The 21,177-nt window shown below is 63.0% G+C and carries 18 protein-coding genes; 6 read left to right on the top strand and 12 right to left on the bottom strand.

What is annotated here, in order from left to right:
* Positions 1-7 precede the first annotated feature (7 nt).
* Positions 8-1,264, top strand: coding sequence for a bifunctional alpha/beta hydrolase/OsmC family protein (locus QQW98_RS01395; RefSeq protein WP_290135786.1), 1,257 nt, complete (start codon positions 8-10; stop codon positions 1,262-1,264).
* Positions 1,265-1,267: 3 nt separating this feature from the next.
* On the opposite strand, the gene QQW98_RS01390 is transcribed toward QQW98_RS01395, so the two are convergent.
* Together QQW98_RS01390 and purC are read right to left on the bottom strand one after the other, a co-directional pair.
* The gene (locus tag QQW98_RS01390) at positions 1,268-4,108 is read right to left on the bottom strand and encodes a M16 family metallopeptidase (protein ID WP_290135785.1); all 2,841 of its coding nucleotides are present in this window, start codon (positions 4,106-4,108) and stop codon (positions 1,268-1,270) included.
* A 182-nt stretch (positions 4,109-4,290) separates the two neighbouring features.
* Positions 4,291-5,085, bottom strand: a complete 795-nt coding sequence (purC, locus tag QQW98_RS01385; protein ID WP_290135784.1) for a phosphoribosylaminoimidazolesuccinocarboxamide synthase — start codon at positions 5,083-5,085, stop codon at positions 4,291-4,293.
* A 240-nt stretch (positions 5,086-5,325) separates the two neighbouring features.
* Here purC and QQW98_RS13895 point away from each other — a divergent pair, with 240 nt between their 5' ends.
* From QQW98_RS13895 to QQW98_RS01375, 3 genes are read left to right on the top strand one after another with little or no spacing between them, the layout of a single operon-like run.
* Positions 5,326-5,505, top strand: coding sequence for a hypothetical protein (locus QQW98_RS13895; RefSeq protein ID WP_319023296.1), 180 nt, complete (start codon positions 5,326-5,328; stop codon positions 5,503-5,505).
* Positions 5,506-5,558: 53 nt separating this feature from the next.
* On the top strand, positions 5,559-5,732 hold the full coding sequence (locus tag QQW98_RS13890; protein ID WP_319023295.1) for a hypothetical protein: 174 nt from the start codon (positions 5,559-5,561) through the stop codon (positions 5,730-5,732).
* Positions 5,733-5,787: 55 nt separating this feature from the next.
* On the top strand, positions 5,788-7,242 hold the full coding sequence (locus QQW98_RS01375) for an NAD-dependent succinate-semialdehyde dehydrogenase (RefSeq protein WP_290135783.1): 1,455 nt from the start codon (positions 5,788-5,790) through the stop codon (positions 7,240-7,242).
* Positions 7,243-7,245: 3 nt separating this feature from the next.
* Here QQW98_RS01375 and QQW98_RS01370 read toward each other — a convergent pair whose 3' ends face one another.
* From QQW98_RS01370 to QQW98_RS01330, 9 genes are all read right to left on the bottom strand, one after another.
* Positions 7,246-8,553 carry an exopolysaccharide biosynthesis polyprenyl glycosylphosphotransferase gene (locus QQW98_RS01370; protein ID WP_290135782.1) on the bottom strand — a complete coding sequence of 436 codons (1,308 nt, stop codon included), beginning with the start codon at positions 8,551-8,553 and terminating at the stop codon, positions 7,246-7,248.
* An 86-nt stretch (positions 8,554-8,639) separates the two neighbouring features.
* Positions 8,640-9,806 (bottom strand): hypothetical protein, encoded by a 1,167-nt coding sequence (locus QQW98_RS01365; protein ID WP_290135781.1) that lies wholly within the window; start codon positions 9,804-9,806, stop codon positions 8,640-8,642.
* Positions 9,806-11,920, bottom strand: coding sequence for a GumC family protein (locus QQW98_RS01360; protein WP_290135780.1), 2,115 nt, complete (start codon positions 11,918-11,920; stop codon positions 9,806-9,808). Before QQW98_RS01360 ends, QQW98_RS01365 begins: the two co-directional genes overlap by 1 nt.
* A gap of 29 nt (positions 11,921-11,949) precedes the next feature.
* Complete coding sequence (locus QQW98_RS01355) at positions 11,950-12,528, bottom strand: polysaccharide biosynthesis/export family protein (protein ID WP_290135779.1); 579 nt, start codon at positions 12,526-12,528, stop codon at positions 11,950-11,952.
* A gap of 149 nt (positions 12,529-12,677) precedes the next feature.
* Positions 12,678-14,201 carry an O-antigen ligase family protein gene (locus QQW98_RS01350; RefSeq protein WP_290137071.1) on the bottom strand — a complete coding sequence of 508 codons (1,524 nt, stop codon included), beginning with the start codon at positions 14,199-14,201 and terminating at the stop codon, positions 12,678-12,680.
* A complete protein-coding gene (locus QQW98_RS01345; RefSeq protein ID WP_290135777.1) occupies positions 14,191-15,348 on the bottom strand; it encodes a glycosyltransferase family 4 protein in 1,158 nt (385 codons plus the stop codon). The genes QQW98_RS01350 and QQW98_RS01345 overlap by 11 nt, the downstream gene beginning before the upstream one ends.
* Complete coding sequence (locus tag QQW98_RS01340; RefSeq protein WP_290135776.1) at positions 15,345-16,745, bottom strand: O-antigen ligase family protein; 1,401 nt, start codon at positions 16,743-16,745, stop codon at positions 15,345-15,347. The genes QQW98_RS01345 and QQW98_RS01340 overlap by 4 nt, the downstream gene beginning before the upstream one ends.
* Positions 16,742-17,578 (bottom strand): glycosyltransferase family 2 protein, encoded by an 837-nt coding sequence (locus tag QQW98_RS01335; RefSeq protein WP_290135775.1) that lies wholly within the window; start codon positions 17,576-17,578, stop codon positions 16,742-16,744. The genes QQW98_RS01340 and QQW98_RS01335 overlap by 4 nt, the downstream gene beginning before the upstream one ends.
* Positions 17,578-18,891: a lipopolysaccharide biosynthesis protein gene (locus tag QQW98_RS01330; RefSeq protein ID WP_290135774.1), complete on the bottom strand. Its 1,314-nt coding sequence runs from the start codon at positions 18,889-18,891 to the stop codon at positions 17,578-17,580. Before QQW98_RS01330 ends, QQW98_RS01335 begins: the two co-directional genes overlap by 1 nt.
* A gap of 160 nt (positions 18,892-19,051) precedes the next feature.
* Here QQW98_RS01330 and QQW98_RS01325 point away from each other — a divergent pair, with 160 nt between their 5' ends.
* Positions 19,052-19,819, top strand: a complete 768-nt coding sequence (locus tag QQW98_RS01325; protein ID WP_290135773.1) for a polysaccharide pyruvyl transferase family protein — start codon at positions 19,052-19,054, stop codon at positions 19,817-19,819.
* Entirely contained in the window at positions 19,816-20,646 is an 831-nt protein-coding gene (locus tag QQW98_RS01320) for a Stf0 family sulfotransferase (RefSeq protein WP_290135772.1), read from the top strand. The genes QQW98_RS01325 and QQW98_RS01320 overlap by 4 nt, the downstream gene beginning before the upstream one ends.
* Here QQW98_RS01320 and QQW98_RS01315 read toward each other — a convergent pair.
* Positions 20,567-21,124, bottom strand: a complete 558-nt coding sequence (locus tag QQW98_RS01315; protein ID WP_290135771.1) for an acyltransferase family protein — start codon at positions 21,122-21,124, stop codon at positions 20,567-20,569. The genes QQW98_RS01320 and QQW98_RS01315 overlap by 80 nt on opposite strands.
* Positions 21,125-21,177 lie beyond the last annotated feature (53 nt).

Below are 21,177 nucleotides of genomic sequence, written 5' to 3'. Positions count from 1 at the left end.
GGTTGCCATGAACAGAAAGCGCGCCGACAATGCAGGGGGGAGGACCGAGATGATAGCCACCGAGACTTTCACGTTCGAAGGGCGGGCCGGACAGCGGCTCGACGGGAGGTTGGAACGGCCTCTTTACGGCCAGCCCCATGCCGCCGCGCTGTTCGCCCATTGCTTCACCTGCACCAAGCAGAGCCGCGCGGCGACCCGCATTGCGGCGGCGCTGGCGGCGCAGGGCATAGCCGTGCTGCGCTTCGATTTCACCGGGCAGGGCGGCAGCGAAGGCGATTTCGCCAACGCGGGCTTTACAGCCAATATCGACGACCTGGTCGCGGCAGCCGACGCGCTGGAGGCGGCAGGCCTGCCGCCGAAGCTGCTGGTCGGGCACAGCCTGGGCGGGGCGGCCGTCATCGCGGCGGCGGGCAGGATCGCCAGCGCGGCCGCCGTCGCCACGATCGGCGCGCCTTTCGACACGAGCCACGTGTTCGGCCATTTCGGCGACGCGGTGGACGCCATCGAGCGCGACGGTGAAGCCGAGGTCCAAATCGCCGGACGCCCGTTCCGCATCGCGCGCGACTTCCTGGAACAGGGCCGCAACCAGCCGCAGGCCGAACGCCTCGGTTCGCTGGACCTCCCCCTGCTGGTCATGCACGCGCCGGATGACGACACGGTCTCCGTCCACGACGCGGGCGAGATTTTCCGCGCGGCGAAACATCCCAAGAGCTTCGTCGCGCTGGACGGGGCGGATCATCTGCTGACCGAGCCGGGCGCGGCGTCCTATGCCGCCGGTATCGTCGCGGCGTGGGCGTCGCGCTACCTGCCTGCGCCGGAGCCGGAGGAGGTCGCCCTGTCAGGCACGGTCGAGGTGGAGACCGCGGGCGGGAAGTTCGCGCAGTTCGTGCGCACCTCCACGCACCAGTTCATCGCCGACGAACCGGTCAGCTACGGCGGGCGGGACGACGGGCCGACGCCGTACGATTTGCTGCTCGCCAGTCTCGGCACCTGCACGTCGATGACGATCCAGATGTATGCGGAGCGCAAGAAATGGCCGCTCGAAAGCGTGCGTATCGAGCTGGAGCATTCGCGCGATCACCAGCAGGACTGCGTCGATTGCGACAAGGACGGCACGCAGATCCAGGCGCTCGACCGGGCGATCGAGCTGACGGGAGACCTGACTTCAGAGCAGCGGGAAAAGCTGATGGAGATCGCCGACCGGTGCCCGGTTCACCGGACGCTGGAAGGCGACCTCCATATTCACACGACCTCTATCGGCTGACGCTCATTCCGCGGCAGCGGCGGCCGGCAGCACGCGAATATCCGCGCGGCGTTCCGGCACCAGGTACTTGTTCGCCAGCGCCATGATGTCGGCGGCGGTGATGCCCTGGAGGATGGCTTCCTCCTCCCGTGCCCGGTCGAGCCGGTCGGGCTCGCCCTGTGCGGAGGAAGCGACGCCCAGCCAGAAGCCGTTGTCCTTGCGCCGCTGGCGCACCCGCTCCAGCAGCGGCTGGCGGGCGCGCAGCAGCATGTCGTCGCTCACCGCTTCGCTACGCAGCCGTGCGGCCAGCGTCGGGATCAGCGCCTGCACCTGGTCCACCGCATCGGGCGAGACGACCGCGGCCACGGATAGCTGGCCCGTATCCACGAAATCGCTCGACATGGAATTGTCGACCAGCGGGCTGTAGGTCGCGGCCAGTTCTTCGCGCAGGGTTTCGGTGGCGTAGATGTCGATCACTTCCTTCAGCAGGCGCATCGTGACTTCCTCGCGGAAGTCGCCATCGTCGGCGGTGCGCCAGACGCTGCCGGCCATCGCCTGGTCCGCCGGGCCGCCGTGGGTGAAGGTCGCCACCTCGTCGCCCGACAGGTCGTTGTAGGCGACTTCGCGCTGCTCGCTGTAATCGGGCGCCACGTCCGCACGGGCCGGAAGCGCGCCGAAGCTTTGTGCGACCGCCGCGATGACTGCGTCGGCATCCATGTCGCCGACCACGGCGATCTCGATCGGCGCGTCGGCCGCGTTGGCGGTGAAGGGCGCGCGGATCGCTTCCAGGCTGACGGCCTGCAGCTCTTCCTGCGAAGGGAAGGCGAAGCGCGGGTCGTCGGTCAGCACGCCGGAGCTTTCGAACTGGAACACCAGCGGCGGCTGCGAGGTGAGCTGCGCATAGACGGCCCCGATCAGCGAGGTGTAGCGGCTCTGCGCCTCCGGCCGGAAACCCGGATCGGTGAGGTAGGCCGCGGCCACCTTCATTTGCAGAGCGAGATCCGCCGGCGTCGTCGCGCCGCCGACCACGAAATCGTCGGTGCCGGCAGCGAAGCCGGGCGTCACCTGCCTGCCGACCGTGACCTGCTGGATCTCGTCGAAGCTGTGCGCGGCAGTCCCTGCCTGTGCCGCAACCAGCTGCAGCAGCAAGGCTTCGCCGGGGCCGGCATCGCCCAGCGCGAACTGGCCGCCCGACATCGCCACGTTGAAGCGCACGCGGCCCGGTTCGAAATCGGTCTGCTTGATGTTGAGCTTCACATTGTTGGCAAAAGTGACGGTACGGATGCCGAGGTCTTCGATCACCGTGCCCGCCACCACTTCGCCCGGCCCGTCGCCGAAACTGTCGTATGCGAAGGTGGCGACGGCTGCATCGGCGGGCGCTTCCACTGCGACAGTCGCCGCGTTGGCAAAGGCGGCAGCGACCGCTTCCTCGCCGCCGTCGACGCTCTTTGCATTGATGGTGATCAACGGCGCGCTTCCGGTCCACAGGTTCTGGAACGCCTCGTTCACGGCGGGAAGGGTGAGCGTTTCCTTCATCGCCCCGAACAGCTGGTAGCGCCATGCCGGGTCGGTCACGAAATCGTTCTCCCCAGCGACACTGACGATGGCATCCGCCAGCGCGCGGGTGCGGCGCGCATCGGCCTGCTCCGCCCCGCGGCGATAGCTCGCCTCGGTGTTCGCGATCGCTTCCTGCAGTTCGCTGGCGGTGAAGCCGTACTGCAGCGCGCGCCGCAATTCGTTCTCTGCAATCGCAAGGCCTTGGGCCCACTGGCCGTCACCGGTACCGATCGACAGCATGGTCAGTTCCGTCACGGGATCGAACGCCTCGGTCATCACCCCTCCGCCCAGCAAGGGGGAGCCCTCGCTGTTGGCGAGGCGTTCCAGCCGGCGGTTCATGATCGAGGTGGCGAGGCTTTCGAGCGTCTCGGCTCGGCGCTCTGCCAGCGTATCGGCCGGGTCGGTGTAGGGGCGGGCGACGGCGATCACGACATTGGAGGAGGATGCCGGATCGGTGAACACGCTGAAGGCGGCTGCGCGTTCGAGGTCGACGCGGCCGATGTCGGGCTTGCCGCCCGCCTCGCCGACGCCTTCCCAATCGCCGAACGTATCGGCGATGCGGGCTTCCATTGCCGCGACATCGAAATCGCCGACCACGACGAGGGTGGCGTTTTCCGGGCGATAATAGCGGTGATAGAGCGACTTCAGCCGCTCCGCCGGCGCTTCGCGCAGGACCGTGTCGAGGCCGATCGGCAGGCGGTCGTCATAGAGGGATTCCGGCAGCTGAAATTCCAGCCGGTCGATCAGGCCGCGCAGGGAGACATTGTCGCGCTGGCGGCGTTCGCTGGTGATGATCTCGCGCTCCCGGTCGACCGCCTCTGGCGCGAAAGTCGCGTTACCGGCGGCTTCGCGCAGCAGGAACATCGCCGTGTCGACCGCCTCGTCCGTCGCGTTGGGTGCGTCGAGCTGGTACACCGTCTCGTCGAAGCTGGTGTAGGCGTTGGTGTCAGCGCCGAAGGCCAGGCCCTGACGCTCCAGCAGCGCGACCATTTCGCCTTCGGGCACGTTGGTCGATCCGTTGAAGACCATGTGTTCGATGAAATGGGCGAGCCCGCGCTCGTCCTCGGCCTCGTACAGCGATCCGAATTCGAAATGCAGGCGGAAGCTTGCCGCGCCTTCGGGCGTGTCGTTCTGCCGGATGGCGTATTTCATGCCATTGGGCAGCCTGCCGTAAGTGATCGAGGGATCGGCCTCGACGTCGGTCTGCTCGACGCCCCAGGCTTCGACCGGGGCTTCCTGCGCGAGAGAAGGCGCCGCGATGGCGAGCAGGGATGCGATGGCGGCGGCAGATGCGCTGCCCTTTAACATGCGAACGGATTTCATCGGTACTGACCCCGGATATGGCAAGAATGGTGCAGGCGTGTCGCGGAAACGGAGGCGTGCGACCCCCAATTCCTAACGCGACAGCCTAATTTGCCAAGTCCGGCGTGTCAGCCCCCTGAATGCTAGTGCAGGTGCACTAGGGCTCGCGTGTGCCCCTATTTCCGCTCTTATTTCCGGGGCGGCTTGCCGCGCAGCTTGCGGTGGGCGGACAGGTCGAACACCTCGCCCGGGCCGCCGTCATCCTGCAGCAGACCGAGCCGGCGGGCGACTTCCTGGTAAGCTTCTTCCTCCCCGCCGAGGTCGCGGCGGAAGCGGTCCTTATCCAGCTTTTCCCCGCTCGCCATGTCCCACAAGCGGCAGCCGTCGGGGCTGATTTCGTCGGCCAGGATCACACGCGAATAGTCGCCGTCCCACAGCCGGCCGAATTCCAGCTTGAAGTCGATCAGGCGGATGTTGATCGCGCTGAACATGCCCACGAGGAAGTCGTTCACGCGGATCGCCATGGCGGCGATGTCCTGCATTTCCTCGTTACTGGCCCAGCCGAAGCAGGCGATGTGCTCTTCCGCGATCAGTGGATCGCCCAGCGCATCGTCCTTGTAGTAATATTCCAGCAGCGTGTGCGGCAGCGGTTCGCCTTCCTCGATGCCGAGGCGCTTGGAAATGGAGCCGGCGGCAACGTTGCGCACGACCACTTCGATCGGGATGATCTCGCATTGACGGACCAGCTGCTCGCGCATGTTGAGGCGGCGGATGAAGTGGGTGGGGATGCCGATGTGCGACAGACGCGTGAACACATGTTCGCTGATGCGATTGTTGATCACGCCCTTGCCGTTGATCGTGCCCTTCTTCTGGGCGTTGAAGGCTGTAGCATCGTCCTTGAAATACTGGATGATGGTGCCGGGCTCCGGCCCTTCGTACAGGATCTTGGCCTTGCCTTCGTAGATCTGGCGGCGGCGGGACATGGCATTACCCTTCTTCGGGAGGAGAAAACACTGCGCCCCGGCGGGCCGTGCAAGGGGTGCTGGGCATGCCGGGGCGGATGGCCCCGCCTTAGGCGAAGTGACCTGCCAAGGCAATGACCGCGCGGGGCGCGAATGTGACGGGCCCGACCCAAATTGGGGTGCGGGCGCGGACAGGAGTATGGTCGCCTTACTGTGCCGATAGATGTGCGTCCGCTCACGGGGGCGGAAATCGCCGCCCGCATGCCTGACCTCGCCAGGCTGCGTATCGCCGTATTCCGTGAATATCCATATTGTTACGATGGCGATGCGGATCAGGAGCGGCGCTATCTTTCCGACTTTTCCAATGCGCCCGACTCGGCGCAGGTCCCGGCCTTCGACGGGCGCGAGATCGTGGGCGCGGCCACCGCTTCTTCGACCTGAGGGAAGAGCACGCACGGCGATGCGGCGCCGACCGGGCCGTCTTTTGCGCCGTGGTGCGCAAGGGCCATCGCCGGCGCCGCCCCGACGATTATCGCGCGCAGGAAGAATTCTGGGGTGAGCGGGGCTATCGCCCCCTCAAGGGCCTCGTCACGACATTCGAGTGGAAGGAGATCGGCGACGAACAGCCGACCGACCACACGATGCAGTTCTGGATCGGCGAGCTTTAGGAACGCTGTCCGCGCCCGCGCGCTGTGTCTTCCGAGAGACCTTTCGGAGAACACCATGAAAGCCACTGACCTGCCGGCCCACGACCTGCTGAAGGATTTCCTGACCGGCGAAGGGGTGGAGGTGACCAATCCGTCCGACCTGTCGCATCTCGCCTATGTGAAGGATTGCAAGGCCGACGACGTCCGCGACGCGATCGGCCGGGCAGAGGCCGCCCTGCCGGACTGGCGCGATCGCAACGTGAAGGAGCGCGCCGATATCCTGCGCGCCTGGTTCGAAGCCATCATGGCACGCAAGGAAGACCTAGCCCGGCTGATGACGCTGGAACAAGGCAAGGTCATTACCGAGAGCCGCGGCGAAGTGGAATACGGCGCCAGCTTCGTCGAATGGTTCGGGGAAGAGGCCAAGCGGGTCTACGGCGACCATATCCCCAGCCACGATACCGACAAGCGGATGGTGGTGATCAAGCAGGCGGTCGGCGTGGTCGCGGCGATCACGCCGTGGAATTTCCCCATCGCCATGATCACCCGCAAAATCAGCCCCGCGCTGGCCGCCGGCTGCACCGTGGTGGTGAAGCCCGCCGCCCTCACGCCCCTGTGCGCGCTGGCGATCATGAAGCTGGCGCACGAGGCCGGCGTGCCCGAAGATGCCTTCATCACCCTGACCAGCAGCGATGCGGCCACCGTGGGGGAAGAGCTGTGCAAGTCTTCCACTGTGCGCAAGCTCAGCTTCACCGGATCCACCAAGGTCGGCAAGATCCTGGCCGAACAGTCCGCCTCCACATTGAAGAAACTATCGATGGAGCTGGGCGGCAACGCGCCTTTCATCGTGTTCGACGATGCCGATATCGATGCGGCCGTCGAAGGCGCGATCGCATGCAAGTTCCGCAATGCGGGCCAGACCTGCGTCTGCGCGAACCGGGTGATGGTGCAGGATGGCATCTATGACGAATTCATGGCGAAGTTCCGCGATGCCGTGGCCGCGCTGAAGGTCGGCGACGGGCTGGACGACGACATGGAGATCGGCCCGCTGGTGGAAGAGGCCGCGGTCGACAAGGTCGAGGAGCTGGTGGAGGACGCGACCTCCAGGGGCGGCGAACTGATCGGCGGTGGCCGGATGGAGGGCAGGGACGGCTGGTTCTACCGCCCCGGCATCATCGACGGCGCCACCACCGACATGCGGCTGGCCGAAGAGGAAATCTTCGGGCCGATCGCGCCTGTTTTCCGCTTCTCGAGCGACGAGGAGGCGATGGAGATCGCGAACGACACCGCCGTCGGTCTCGCCGCCTATTTCTACAGCCGCGACATCGGCCGCATCTGGCGGGTGGCGGAAGCGCTGGAATACGGCATGGTCGGCATCAACGCGCCCAGCGTCTCCACCGAACTTGCGCCTTTCGGCGGCGTGAAGGAATCCGGCTTCGGGCGCGAAGGCAGCAAGTACGGGGTGGAGGAATACGTAGAGATCAAGGCGCTCCACTTCGGCGGCATCGGCGAAGCGCTGCCGCGGCGATAGGGGTCAGACCGCGCCCTTGCCCGAAACCATGACCTGCAGCGTGCGGAACAAGATCAGCAGGTCGAGCCAAGCCGAGATATTCTTGATGTAATAGAAGTCGTACTGCAGCTTGACGAAGACGTCGTCCAGTTGCGTGACGTGCCCTTGGTTGACCTGCGCCCATCCGGTCACCCCGGGCCGCACGATATGGCGATACTCGTAGAAATCGAGATTCTCGTCATACCATTTCGACAGCGCCATCGCTTCCGGTCGCGGGCCGATCAGACTCATCTCGCCGCGAATGACGTTGATCAATTGCGGCATTTCGTCGAGCCGGGTCTTGCGCAGGAAACGACCGATGCGGGTAATCCGCGGATCGGACGCCTGCGTCATCTGGCTGTCGCGGTCCAAGCCGTCAGGCGCCCGCGTTACCATGGTGCGAAATTTCAGCGTGTGGAAGGGTACACCGCGATGCCCCATGCGCTGGTGCCGAAAGATCGCCGGTCCCGGCGAGTCCAGCCGGATCGCAATGGCGACGACAAGCATGATCGGCGAGAGAAGGATCAGGGTCGGGACCGAAACCAGCATGTCGATCACGCGCTTTGCATGCAGATAGCTGGAAGAAGGCTGCAATGTACCGAAGGAATTTTCCGACATCGCATCGATGCGGACCATTCCGGTCAGCGATTCCCGCAGCTGCTTCACATGGAAAACGCTGACCCCGCGCACCACGGCGCTCGCTATTGCCCGCTCCCAATCGCTGTCGAGATCTTCGCGCAAATCGACCACGACCGGATTGTCGTCGACCCTGGCAAGATCCTCGGGGCTTTCAAGGCGGTGGAAATCGATGTCGCGCAGCTCTTCGCAAAACGCCACTGTGCGGTCGCTCGGCACATAGAACATGGAAATGCTCTTGTATTGCGAGCGGGCGCGCGCGTTGAGGATCCATGTCAGGCTGAAACCGACTACGAACCCGATGGCGCCCAGGATCGAGCTGTACGGTACGCGGGCGATCAGGATTATCAGGATCAGCACGAGGTAGTTTACGAGAAACGCGGGCAAGATCGAGGCAACGCGCCGCGTACCCGGCACTCGGCGCATCTCGCGATACACAAGCATGGACAGTACGTTGGCGGCGAAGGTTGCGCTCAATGTGTTGCTTGTGGTGCGGCTCAGCAACGCGTCGGGCAGGGCGAAGACGACCACGGCAATCTGGACCGCCAAGGTAATCACGACGAGCAGCGGTATTTGGACGCTGAAGCGGTCGAGCGCATCGCGGCGGCCCAGCTGCGATGCGCCGGAATAATGGAGGAGGTCGTCCAGAACGCTCATGAATTGGGTTGGGAGTGCCGTCTACGTGGGGAATAGCGCGCCCGGAGCGATGCACGTGAATGCATCGAAAGGCAATATTTGCCGCCTTAGATTTTTGATAAATCTACCGAGCGGATCCGGATCGCACTGCGCCGGTCGCGTGCCGTATTGACGATTTGAAGGCGGATCGCCGCAAAGGAGCAGCCGGGCAGGGCGGCAGCGATATCGACCTCGGCGCCTGCTTCTACCGCCCTCCATCGGCCCGGTTCCTGCCCGTCTATGCAGCGGATACCGGGCTCCAGCGAAACATTGTCCGGCAGATCGGCATCGACCGAAAGGCGAAAGCGGCCATCGCGCACGGGAAAGGCCTGGAATGCCAGCGTGCCGGAGGCAGCCAATCTTAAATTGGCCTTGATCAGCAAACCCTCGTCGGACGACAAGCGAGCCCGGATCTGGTCGTTGTCCGGAATGGTCCAGCCGAATGGCCGCATCAGTCCGTCAGCCGCGAGCAGGCTGTCCTTGCTGCGCGAGCCGGCCGCCTTGGTTAGCTGGTATACCGACCATGCCGGCGCCAGGGCACCACGACCGGCCAGCAGGCCCACGGCATCACGGTCGGCGGCAGCCAACTGGTCCAGCGGCTGATCCCGGAAAGCCTGACGCACCGCGACGGCCCTGTCGGGATCGAGGTTCGCCGCCGCGTGCCTGATCATCGCCCGCATCCATTCCGGATGACCGCGCATCAAGCCGGCGACGCGCGCGATGTCGTCGCCTTGGCCGAATGCCGCACCGATAGCCGGAACAAGCCGGTCGCTGATCTGGGGCTGCGTCACGATCATGCGTTGGACCGTGGCGAGTGCGGCCTCGGTATCGCCGCCCTGCGTCTGTGCCTGCAATTGCAGGGCTTGGAGCGTCAGCGTCCGCCGGTTGAGCGGGACGCTGCGGTTGGCAGCATCCAACGGCAGCTCGATACCCTCGTCGTCACAGCCATGCGCCAGCGTTGCCGAGGAAAGCGCATTCCCGTCCAATGGTTCGAGAATTACGCTACGCCGGGCCATGTCGGACAAGGCATCCTCGGCGCAGAATGTTGCCGCGCGATCATCGTCAGCCATCGCCAGAACGTAGGGTTGCCGGGCGATCTTGCCTTGCGTCTGCCCATCCAGAGGCAGTGTAGCGGACAGGCGCACTCCGCCAAAGGCGCTCAGCAGTACGGCGGTTGCTGCCAGTCCGGCGATGCCGACGGCGGTCAGCCCGATCCCGGCCAGCGGGCGGCGCATCAGTCGCTCTCGCGGCTGTAGCTGTAATCGTAGCCGTATTCTTCCGATGTCGGCGTCTGCGTCATGATGAACGCGTCGATGTCGGTACCCACCTGTGCCAGCCGGTTCTGAGCCGAATAGATCTTGCGCGACCGGATCTCGTTTGCCTGCACGGCATAGATCACGAGGTCGACCATGCGCGCCATGTGCACTGCATCGGCAAGGCCCAGGATCGGGGGGCCATCATAAAGGACGAAATCGTACCGCTCGAGCACGGATTGGTGCAACTGCATCATCCGGCCACTGGTGATGGCTTCGCCCGGATTGGGCGGGTACTGGCCTACCGTCATGACATCGAAACCGAAATCCTCGTACCGGCGGATCGGCAGCTCATCGGTATCGAAATCGGCGATGTAATCGCTCAGGCCGGGGCGTTTTGGCAAGTCCAGCCAGCCGTTCAGCCGGCCTCGGCGGACGTCGGCATCGACCAGCAAAACTTTCATCCCGCTGCGCGACAGCGCGTAGGAAAGGCCGATGGAGGTGTAGGACTTTCCTTCGCCGGACTGGCTGCTGGTCATCAATGCAGACTTGTGGTCGTCGCCGATCAGGTGGCGCAGGGAAAGCGAGGCCGACAGGAAGGACTCGTAGACCGGGGAGAGGCGGTCGCCCAGTTCTTCGATCGCATCGTCGCCTTCGTTCACGGGGATGGAGCCGATGACCGGGCGACCGGTCAATTTCTGCAGTTCTTCCGGCGATCGGATGACCTGGTCGAGCGCGAAGGTGCCGCCCACGAACAAACCGGCGAAGACGAGGCCCGCCAACGTTGCGGCAACGACGTTCAGGACCGGATTGGGAAACGAGGGAACCTGCGGCGTCTCGGCTTCGTCGATGACCACGATATTGCTGCGCTCCGTCGGAGCGACGCCCACTTCCTTAACTCGCTGCAAAAGTGCGTCGTAAAGCTGGCGGTTGGTGTCCACTTCGCGGGCAAGAAATCCATACTGCACGCCCGTCCTGCGCTCGCTGATGAGCGACTGGGTCAGCTGGGTCACTTCGCTTTGCAAGGCGCGCTCCGCCTGGAGTGCGGCATTGTACTGTTCCTGCAGGCCGCCGCGATAGACGCCGGCTTCCGATGCGATGGCCGAATCGATCTGGGCGAGCTCTTCCCGGGCGGAGCGAAGCGGCGGGTAACCATCACCGAACCGTTCTTCCAGGCCGGCAACGCGCGCCGCGAGCTCGGCCCTGCGTGAGCGCAGCTGGACGAGCGTGCCAGAGGTGTTCGAACTCGTCCCCGAACGCGCGCTGCCGAGCCGGCTGGCGGCCGCGATGCGTTCGGCGCGTGCTTCGCCCAGCCGATCGTTGAGGCTTTCCAGGCGAGAGGATACGAGAGTGGGGCTGTTCTCGGCCGCCGCTCCTTCGCTGTCGCTCGGCAGATTGAGAATCTGGTTGCGCGAGGCGAATTCGATCAGGGCCTGTTCCGCGTCCTGAAGTTTCTCACGCGTTTCGGCGAGGCGGGAATTCAGGAACTCTCGCGCCTGGATCGACGCGCCGAACCGGCGTTCGATATCGGCCGCGATGAAAGCTTCGGCCCAGGCATCGGCCAGCCGCGCGGAATAGGCGGGATCGCGCGTAGTGAAGGTGATATCGGCAAGGTTGGAATCGATGATCGGTTCCACTTCCAGCGCATCGAGGAGCGTGTTGATCGCGCGCTTCTCGGTTATCTGCTCGCCTTCCAGCCCGAAAGCCGCGGCAAATTCCGGATCGCTCATCGCATCTTCGCCGATCGCAACGTCGCGGGCCAGGGAACGCGAGCGAAGCAGCTCGTACTGGGTCTGGAAATACTGTTCGTTCAGCACCAGCGCGCTGGCGGCGTCGGTGTCCGTCGCCTGGACCAGCGTTTCTTCCGGCTTGAACTCCATCCGCGTCTGCGCGGTGTAATAGCGCGGCTGCAGCATGGTCAGGACAACGCCGAGTGCAATCGTCGCGGCGATGATTGCAAGAACCTTCCACCGCTGTTCGCGCAGGATCTGCATGAGGCGAGCGGATACGTCCGACCCCATGGCGCGGCTCTGCTCGACAGGCGCATAGCGCACGGGCGTTGCCGGATCGGCGTCGATGGGACTTATTCCAAGCACTGGTGTTTCTTCGCTTCCGCCGAATGGTGTCAGTTGAGGATGCGCTCAAGCAGGATAAGCGGGCTGGTTACGGCGTTGACCAGGGGCGCGTAAGTCGCGATCGAACGCAGAAGCGCGCTTTCGCCCACCATGATTACATCGCCGGAATAGACCGGCGGATCGCCGTAATTCCCGCGCTCGATCGCGGTCATGTTGTAGACGCCGATATAGCGCTGCCCTTCCACTTCACGGATGAGCAGCACTTCCTGGCGTTCTGCCGCGTCAGTCATGCCGCCGGCCGCCACGACCGAACGCATCAGCGAATTAGCCTGCGTGCTGGAATAGAAACCAGGCCGCGCCACTTCGCCGCCGACCGTGATCTGGCGGGCGGTGCCTTCTTCGACTTGCAGGGAGACCTGCGGATCGAGGACGATCTGCGGGGACAGGCGGTTGGCAATTTCCGCCGCGAGGTCGCTGCGGCGCATCCCGACCGTGTTGATGGTGCCGGTGAAGGGGAACTGCACGGTTCCATCGTCTTCGATCTGGGCGCTGGCGGTGAAATCCTCCGCACCGTAGACCTGCATCGTCACCGTATCGCCCGGGGCAAGCGTACCGCCTTCCCGCGACAATGCGATACTGCGCGTCGGTGGGCCCGGGAGCGAGGAATTATCGAGGACCGTAACCCCCTCGGCCTGACCGACCGGAGGACTGCTGACGCAAGCCGAGCCCAAGCAGGCGAGGCTTGCCACTGCCGCAATCCGGAATACACCAGTGAAAATCACGCTGTCCCTCGTCCTTGGTCGATCCTGCGCGCCGTGTCGTTTTTGCGCGCCATTCCCGTAGCGACGGCGAGCAATTGATACCAGAGGAAAGTGCCGAACGTAAGGAGCAGCGCCGTTCGCATCGGGTAGTCCACCAGGCTGCCCAGCGCCAGCACTACGATCGATATGAGCAGACATTGCGAGCGGACGCGGACAAGCATTCCCTGTCCGCTCCAGCCGCTGTGAGCCGCGCGCACGATACTGATGATCGGCCACAGTAAGAGGCCAAGAGCGAAAATGCCGTATTCGACGAAAGGCTGCAGCCAATCGTTATGCGCTTCGTTGAGGTACTGGCGCATGAGATTGTCGTCCGCTTCGGCCATGCGGTACGCGGCCTCGAATGTGCCGGGCCCGCTGCCGAACGGGAAGTGTGTGCCAACCAGGGCGGCAATGTCCGGCAACAGCTTGAAGCGAAGATCATCGATTGGGTCCGACGCCACTATGCGGCCGAAAGCCTCGGAATTATATGCGAGCAGGGGCAGGGCAACCAGAGCGATACCGATGATTGCCGCAGGGCCGATCAGCCAATTGGAGCGCCCGCCGCCCGCGTTGGTCCGCGCTTTTGCAAAGACGGCAAGCGAAGCGAGCGTAGCCAGCCCCGATACTGCGAGACCCGCGCGGCTGGACCCCAGCAGGCAGCCGGCGAGGATCAATCCAGCGGCGATGAGGTAGAGCGTGCCGGCCTCGTCCTGCTGCGATCGCTTTTCCATGTAACGGTAGAGGCACAGCGGGATCGAGGCTGCGAGGAAGATCGCGTGATGGTTGCGGTTGGCGAAGACGCCGGTGGCGCGGCCGAAGTTGGCGAGATCGTAGAAATAGAGCGATTTCGCACCGCTGACCACCTGCAAGACGCCAAGAAAAACAGAGAAGACCGCGATGACGATAAACAGGTCTATCGCGCTTGTCCGCCATCGTTCCCCTGCTTGAGCGGCGAGCAGGACGAGGGCAAGGGGCGCGAATATGGCCGTAAGCGTATTCAGGGTAAGAGCGACCGATACCGTGGTTGGTCGCCAGGCGCCCGCCATTCCGACGGACGCGAAAAAGTCTCCGATGACTTCGCGTCCCGGCATCGCCGTCCACAGCGATGGCGGCAAGGGAACCAGGTAGAGCGCGGTAATCGCCAGGGCCAAGGACAGGAATATGGCAGGTACCGGGAAGGGCGCGCCCGCTGCGCTCCGACTGCGGCGACCCGAGCCGCGAAGCTTGGCAACCCCGATCCCGATCAAGATGAGCGAAGCGACGATCTTAACCGCCAGCGTTTTCCATTCGTCGGCGCGCGATGCGCCGCCCATGAAGGCGAGCAGGACGATAAATGCCAGGAACGCCGTTTCGAACGCATTAGGACGCGTCCGCCCGTCTGCGGGGCCGCGCTGCCCGCTGCTTTTCGATCGGCGGCGAGAGATAGTTCGTGTCGACATTGGGGTCAGAGCCGCTTTGTGATCGGGAAAGGTGCGTGATTTTGCATTGGCATCAGATCTCACACGACAGAATGTCGCGGTCCGAGGCCAAAGCGGCGTAGGCTGCGATGTTCCCGGCGACGTCGAACCTTGCTTCGGCATGCGCGCGGCTGGCGGCACCCATCGCGGACAGGGCAGCCGTGTCCAGGGCGAGAAGCTTGCGCATCGCCTGCTCCAGCGAAACGGCATCGCGTGGGACCGCGATGAAGCCCGTTTTTCCCTCGATTACGGTTTCCCGGCAGCCCGGATGGTCGGTGGTGATTACCGGGCGAGCGCACGCGGCCGCCTCGATGGCCGATCGGGGAATGCCTTCGCCGTAATAGGAGGGGAGCACGAAACAATGCGCCCGAGCCATCTGATCGCGCACATCATCGCTTGGCCCGCAATAGCGCGCCGGCGAGCCTTGCAGCAGGGCATCGAGTTCTGCCCGCGGCATGGTCGAGGAAAGCTGTTCCTGCGTGAATCCGACGATCCGGTATTCGATCCTGCGCCCATCGGGCGACACGTCACCGATTGTACGTGCGGCCTGCGCAAATTCTGCCAAACCCTTGCTCAGCACGAGGCGGCCGCTGAACAGGAAGACGAAGGGATCGCTAGCGGGCAGGGGAATGGGCGCAAAGCGTGTCAGGTCGACTCCGGAACCGGCAAGCTGCGCGGCCTGTCCGGACGAAACGATACCTTTGCCGACGAACATGTCCCGGCTTTCCCGGTTCTGAAAGATCACTTTCTTCGCACCGCCGAAAGCCGCGGAATAGGCACGACATGCAGCTGTCGTGAGCAAGTTGTCGCGTTCGAAAACCCTGCCGAGCCCCGACACATTGGGCGCAAAACCGGTCCCGGTCAGCCGACTTGCAATCCCGGCGAACACATTGGGCTTGGGTGTGAAGGTAAACACGGTCGCGGGCCGCAGGCGCCGGAACAAGCCGACGTACCAGGCGAGAATGCGGGCATCGGCAAATGGGCTCATGCGGCTCGGAAGCGGGGGGCTATCGTGCACCGTCGCTCCCAGTTCCTTAAGCGCTTGGCGCCGGTCGTCGCGCGGCGCAGCGCAGTGCACTTCATGCCCCTCAGCAATCAGCGCCGCAATGGTTTCCCGGCGGAAATTATGCAGGTACCACTGCGTATTCGCCGCAAACAGGATGCGGCGGCCATGCTGATTTTCAGAAGTCATATAGTGTTGGCCAGACCCAGTCTTGCGGTGCGAGTGTGGTGGGGCGTTGGGGGTGGCACCGCCCGCCGCCGGGAAGCCTGAACCCCTTGCACCAGACCTGCAATCGCCAATCCCTGCACAAGCCAGAAGATCCGCTGGCGGAGGCCGAAAGTGAACAATCCGTAGAGGTAGATCATCACCAGGGCCATCAGCACGCCAAGAAGGAATTGCGCCGCCTGTGGGTTCGGCAGCGACTGGACTCGGCGCAAGAGACCGACCGCACTGACAACCAGGATAGCCATCAGTAAAGCCATCCCGACCAATCCCTGGTCGATCAATATTCCGAGATAGGTGTTGTGCACCTCGTGCCGATGATCGAAATATTGCCGCAGGGCATCCGGTCCGTAGCCGATGACCGGCGATTCCCACCAATGCTGTTCGACCAGGGCAATCTGTTTTCCTCGCGGGCCCAGCGATTCCAGGGTATCCTGTTGCTCGCCCATTTCGACGAATTCGATGATCGGTCGCGCCGCCACCCGCATCGGCCCTTCGGGCAGGGCGGTCCTGCCGAAAGTGACCACAGCGCCGATCAGGGCCACGGTCGCCAGCCCGATGCCAAGGCTGATCGATATCACGCCCAGCTTGAGCCACACCGAAGTGAGTCGTGAGAAAACCACCCGGACTGCGAAAAAGGCCAGCAGCAGGATAAGAAAAATGAAGGACGACCGGCTTCCTGTCGCCAGCAAGGCGACCATTCCGAGGATAATGGTCACGAGTGCGAACGCACGCACTGCAGGCCGCGCCCTGTCGGTGATGAAGAATGTCGTCGCAAGCGCCATTCCCGGTGCGACGTAGGATTGCACCTGATTGGTTGCCAGCATCGTGGAACTGATGCGGTAGCCGCTGGTCGCCCATGCCGGCGCCAGACCCAGCAGGGCAAGGGCGGCGACGAAAGAGACGAGAAAGGTGCCCGCGACGATCGCAAAGGCGATCGTTTCCATGTCGCGAAAACGCACGGCCCAATAGATTAGCGCAACCGCAATGGCCATCCCGTAGATATAATTCGCGGCCGTCAGCACACCGATTCCGAAAGAGGAACCTGACGGCACCCCGACGAGGGTCAAGCTCAGCATCAAGCCGAAGATGAACGCCGCGAACAGCCACAGGCAGAGGCGCTGCTGGCCGGAGAGCGGGGCGCCGATGCGCTTGCTGCCGACGGCGGCTACCAAGGTGAGAAGCAGGAACAGGCCGAAGAAAATGTCCGCTGCAATCAGCTTGGTACCCACCCCGGGCAATTCGGGCGTGAGAGTGATGGCGGATAGAAACGTGGCGCAGAAAAGCAGGCCCATCGCAAGGCGTTGCATTGCAATGAAGCGCTGCGTTCCCTGAACGGGGGGCGATCCGGCGAAGCCCGTCATGCGCCCGCCTTTTTCTTCACGCGTGTGCTGCTGATCGCAATGCGGCGAAGGTAACGCGCAGCGGACCAGCCGAACGCCGCAGCCATCCAGCCAAGGCCGGCAAGACCCGACGGGCGGTTCTTGACGATATTGAGCAGCTGGCCGTGCATCATCTTGTTGAGATTACCGCTCAACCCGCCGCTGTGGAATGGGGGATTTCCATATACACCGAGCACTTGGTCGATCATCAAAGCTGGCTGACCTGCAGCTTTTAGATAGCGACACCAGAAGTCGTGATCTTCGCCATATCGTCTCGTCTCGTCAAATCTAATTGAATTTCGGCGAAATAATACGGTTGGAGTGTTTATTCTATTCCAAAAGTATTCTTTTTCATAGCTAAGCCAGCGCGCTTCCAGCGAGTCAAATTGCAATTCGGATAGAGAGTAGCGGCCTTCGTGATCTATCTGATGGCTCAGAAGGCGATGAAAACTGAATGCTGCCTTTTTGGCCTGCATGGATTCCAATTGGATCTGAAGCTTGTGGTCAAACCAATAATCGTCAGAGTCGAGCAGGGCGATAAATTCTCCGATCGCGATGTCCATGCCGCGGTTACGCGCAACCGATGGTCCACCATTTTCTTCCAATTCTATCAGGCGAACAGGAACGCGCCCGTTCCAATCGTCCAAGCGAGACTTGATGTAATTCACGGTATCGTCCGGCGACTTGTCATCCACCAGGATGATTTCGGCCGGCGGCAGGGTCTGTGCCAGCACGCTGCCGACGGCCCTGTCGATCGTGTCCGTGCAGCGGTAACACGGTATAACGACTGAAATTCTGTCAGATGGCTGCGACACTATGTCTGCTCAGTGCTGTTTGTCGGGTTGTCGGGGTTTGGTTTCAACGCGCGCAGAGCCATGGCGATGGTCACTACCGCATTGAGGGATAGAGCGATAGTTGCAGCAGCAGCGATGCCCTCGATCCCGAAGGGGCCGACCAGCACAAGGCTCAGAACGACCTGTAGCAGCGCGGATAGCACGACTGCCATCATCAGCCGTTTTTGCCGACCGGATAAATTGAGGTACGCAAGCGTGAATGCCCCGCCACTGGCGAACGCGGTTCCGGCACACAGGATAAGCATGGCCTGGTAAGCAGGTGCGAAGGCAGCCCCGAAAGCTGTTGCTAGCAGCCATTCGCCCACCAGGATCATCGCAAGAAGTCCGATCGCCGTGCAGGCCCAGGTGCCGGCCATCGCACGAAAGAGGATCTGTCGGGTTTTCTCAGGTGCATCCAGTTGTGCACTTTCCGAGATATAGGGCATCGCGACGAGATTGATGGTCGCTGGAACCATGGAGAGGACGGCGGCGAACTGTGCCGCTGCGCGATACAGCGCTACCGCCTCCTCGTCGGTCGTGAATCCCGCGATCAGCGTTCCGGCCTGTTGATTGAAATATTGCAATGCGCCAACCACGGCGAAAGGTATGAACATCCTTGTCGATATCGGTGTCGAAGAGGGGGTGGTGTGGCGGATCGCTTTCCCTCGTGCCGAATAAGCGATCGCCGCGAAGGCGAACACGACCGCCGACAGGAAGATTGCCCCGCGAAGCAAAGCAGCCAGGTTCCAATCGATGACGCTTCCGGATTGCCACACCGGATACAGGCAAGCGACGAAGATCACAGGCGCCAGGACCGATGCGGGCAACATGGCGAAAGCCGGCATCTTCAGCGACCGCGCAGCACCCATGAAAGGCCCGGATAGGCAGAATGCCAGAACCAGGACGGCGGTCGCAAGCCATGGCACTTCGCCGTCGAAAAGCTTGCTGAGGCTAAATGTGAGCAGGGTAGCGATCGACGCGGGGATCACCCACAGCAGGGCGGCCCGGGTAGACCAGCGTACGGCGTGGTGGGCTTCGCCATATTCACCCAGCCGGATATGGCGCGGCACCTCCCTGACCAGGAGATTGGAGGTGCCTTGCACCATGGGGATGCAGAACAGCCGTACCGCCGCGAAAAGGAAGGAGAATCGCCCGAAATCTCCCACGGACATCACCCGGACAAGCGCCATGGATACGCCGACCAGCAATACCGCTTCACCGGCACGCATGACACCGGGCCCCAATAATAGGGCGAAGGCCTTGCGGGCCTGACGGATCAAGCCGGCCTTTGCCATGCTAGCGGACCTTCTGTTCTGATAGGTAGAATAGGTAGGGCGTCTGACTGCGGCTCCTTAGGCTCGTCGCCTGCCGCTTTCAAGCTTCGGCTTCCTTCGCGCGGTTGCGTCGGAGCGTCTGAGTGCATAGAGGGCCACGGCTATCGTCGAAGGGCCCCGTATGTACGATCTTTCCAATGTTTACTGGTACCGTCCGAAGCGGTTCAAGATTTTCCCGCAACCCTTGAACCTGGGCGATGCACTTTCTCCGTTTATCGTGGGCCGTTGTCTCGACAAGTTGGCAACAGCGCCGACCGGCGCCCCGCGAAACCGGTTGCTCGCTCTCGGTTCCGTCCTCGAGAAAGCCCGCGATGGCGACACGATCTGGGGCACGGGATTCAATGGAACGAAGCCCGACGATGCGTACAATTTCGAAAAGCTTGACGTGCGGGCCGTTCGCGGCCCCCGAACAATCGAGTTGCTTCGCAGCAAAGGTATCGAAACGCCCGACACGGTCGGCGACCCGGGCATCCTGCTTCCCCTGTTGCTCGAAAGGCCGGCGGCCGAGAAGAAGCTGGGCCCGCTGATCATTCCGCAGCGAAGCGATCCGACCCGTTTCGACCGGTCCGACCGCGTTCTCCAAACCGTGGGGGATGATTTCGCCGCCTTCGTCGATGCCATTCTGGCGTCCGATGTCGTCCTGTCCGGATCGCTGCACGGCATCATCCTGGCGGAGGCATACGGCGTCCCGGCGGTATTCGTGCACCATCGATCGGCGGAATCGCTCGACAAATATTGCGACTATTACGAATCGACCGGGCGGACGGATTTTCCTGTTGCGCCTGATTACGTTGCGGCGCGCACTGTAAATCCGCCCCCACTACCAAACCTTGGACCGTTGCAGGAAGGTCTGCTGAACGCCTTTCCCGCGGACTTGTGGCTCTCATGAACGCTTCATCCACCGAGCAAGAGCGAATGCTCGTTTCACAGCGCGACCAGTTTGCGCGCGAGCTGGACTATCCGGCGACCGAACATCGAAAGACCTTCGTCATTGCGTCGACCGGTCGATCCGGAAGCCATCTCGTTGGTCGCACGCTGCATGCCAGCGGTGCCTTCGGACTACCGCTGGAATATCTTCATCCCTCGCACCTCGCCCTTTGGGGCCGTCGGTCGGGCATGTCGGATGCGATGGAAATCGTTCGCGATATTATCGCTCACCGGACCGGGCCGAATGGCGTGTTCGGTATCAAGATCCACAATTCCCATTTGCGCGCGTTTCCCGACCTGCAAGGGCTGTTTGCCTTGCTCGGCGATACGTACGCGGTGCATCTCGTCCGCGATGATCTCGCAGCGCAAGCCGTCTCCTATTCGATTGCCGTCCAGACCGGCGAATGGATCAGCGGGATGAGCGGCAACGGCCGTGAAGCGCGATATGACGAGGCGCTGATCTTGCGGTGCTTACGCGAGATCATCGCCGATAACGCGGCCTGGTCTGAATTTTTGGCCCGCAACTCCCTCCCAAACCGATCCATCCGTTTGGCGGAATTTCAAGCCGACATACCGTCAACCGTTTCAAGCCTGGCGGAATCTGCGGGGATTGCGATCGACCAGGCCGCGCTTCCGCAAACGCCTGCGACCAGGAAACAGGGGGGCTCCCGAAACGCGGAATGGACACAGCGCTTCAAGAGCGAGACTATTACCGGGAAAGGGATCGGTTATAGCGCGCTTGGCCTGCTTCCCCGAACCATCCTGCGACGCCTGCTCCGGCGCGCCTGATTTCCTCAAAAAGCGAACCAGTCCACTTCGTCGACCCGTTTGCCGGAAAACTTGGCGCCTTCGACAGTATGGTGCCCGTGTGGAGCAGCGGCTTTTCCTCCACTGCCGTGTCGAAATAATCCGCTTCCATCCAGAACAGGATGTTCGAGACAAAGAGGCTTGCGGCGACGATGCTCTGCGCGAAGTCGTCAAGCTGACCGGGCAGCATGAGCGCCCACGCCGCGGGCACACAGGCCAGTACGACAAGTGTCAGCGCCGGCAGGATGCGCCTCGCGCGTCGCTCGTAGAAATGGGCGATGCTGAAGCGTTCTTTCTCGATATCATCGACCAGGATGGTCGTGATCAGATACCCACTGATGACAAAGAATATGTCGACACCGACGTAGCCACCCTTGAAAAGGCCGAAGCCGGCATGGAAGAGGATGACCGGCAGGACAGCCCACGCCCGGAGACCGTCGATCTCTGCCCGGTACTTCATCTTCTTGCCTCGCCCTGCCCGAAGTTCGTCCCGTGCCCCTTTCAGCGGGCCGC

It is taken from the genome of Alteriqipengyuania flavescens (genome assembly GCF_030406725.1).
Taxonomy (GTDB): Bacteria; Pseudomonadota; Alphaproteobacteria; order Sphingomonadales; family Sphingomonadaceae; genus Alteriqipengyuania_B; species Alteriqipengyuania_B flavescens.
The sequence above is the reverse complement of the archived record's forward strand: the minus strand, read 5'-3'. Positions and strand labels throughout refer to the sequence as shown.

Bases quoted from the DNA above. Each gene is read 5' to 3' on its own strand.
- QQW98_RS01315 (WP_290135771.1), bottom strand. From the start codon at position 21,124: ATGAAGTACCGGGCAGAGATCGACGGTCTCCGGGCGTGGGCTGTCCTG.
- QQW98_RS01325 (WP_290135773.1), top strand. From the start codon at position 19,052: ATGTACGATCTTTCCAATGTTTACTGGTACCGTCCGAAGCGGTTCAAG.
- QQW98_RS01320 (WP_290135772.1), top strand. From the start codon at position 19,816: ATGAACGCTTCATCCACCGAGCAAGAGCGAATGCTCGTTTCACAGCGC.
- QQW98_RS01330 (WP_290135774.1), bottom strand. From the start codon at position 18,891: ATGGCAAAGGCCGGCTTGATCCGTCAGGCCCGCAAGGCCTTCGCCCTA.
- QQW98_RS01370 (WP_290135782.1), bottom strand. From the start codon at position 8,553: ATGAGCGTTCTGGACGACCTCCTCCATTATTCCGGCGCATCGCAGCTG.
- QQW98_RS13895 (WP_319023296.1), top strand. From the start codon at position 5,326: ATGCCTGACCTCGCCAGGCTGCGTATCGCCGTATTCCGTGAATATCCA.
- QQW98_RS01375 (WP_290135783.1), top strand. From the start codon at position 5,788: ATGAAAGCCACTGACCTGCCGGCCCACGACCTGCTGAAGGATTTCCTG.
- QQW98_RS01345 (WP_290135777.1), bottom strand. From the start codon at position 15,348: ATGACTTCTGAAAATCAGCATGGCCGCCGCATCCTGTTTGCGGCGAAT.
- QQW98_RS01365 (WP_290135781.1), bottom strand. From the start codon at position 9,806: ATGCGCCGCCCGCTGGCCGGGATCGGGCTGACCGCCGTCGGCATCGCC.
- QQW98_RS01340 (WP_290135776.1), bottom strand. From the start codon at position 16,745: ATGACGGGCTTCGCCGGATCGCCCCCCGTTCAGGGAACGCAGCGCTTC.
- purC (WP_290135784.1), bottom strand. From the start codon at position 5,085: ATGTCCCGCCGCCGCCAGATCTACGAAGGCAAGGCCAAGATCCTGTAC.
- QQW98_RS01390 (WP_290135785.1), bottom strand. From the start codon at position 4,108: ATGTTAAAGGGCAGCGCATCTGCCGCCGCCATCGCATCCCTGCTCGCC.
- QQW98_RS01395 (WP_290135786.1), top strand. From the start codon at position 8: ATGAACAGAAAGCGCGCCGACAATGCAGGGGGGAGGACCGAGATGATA.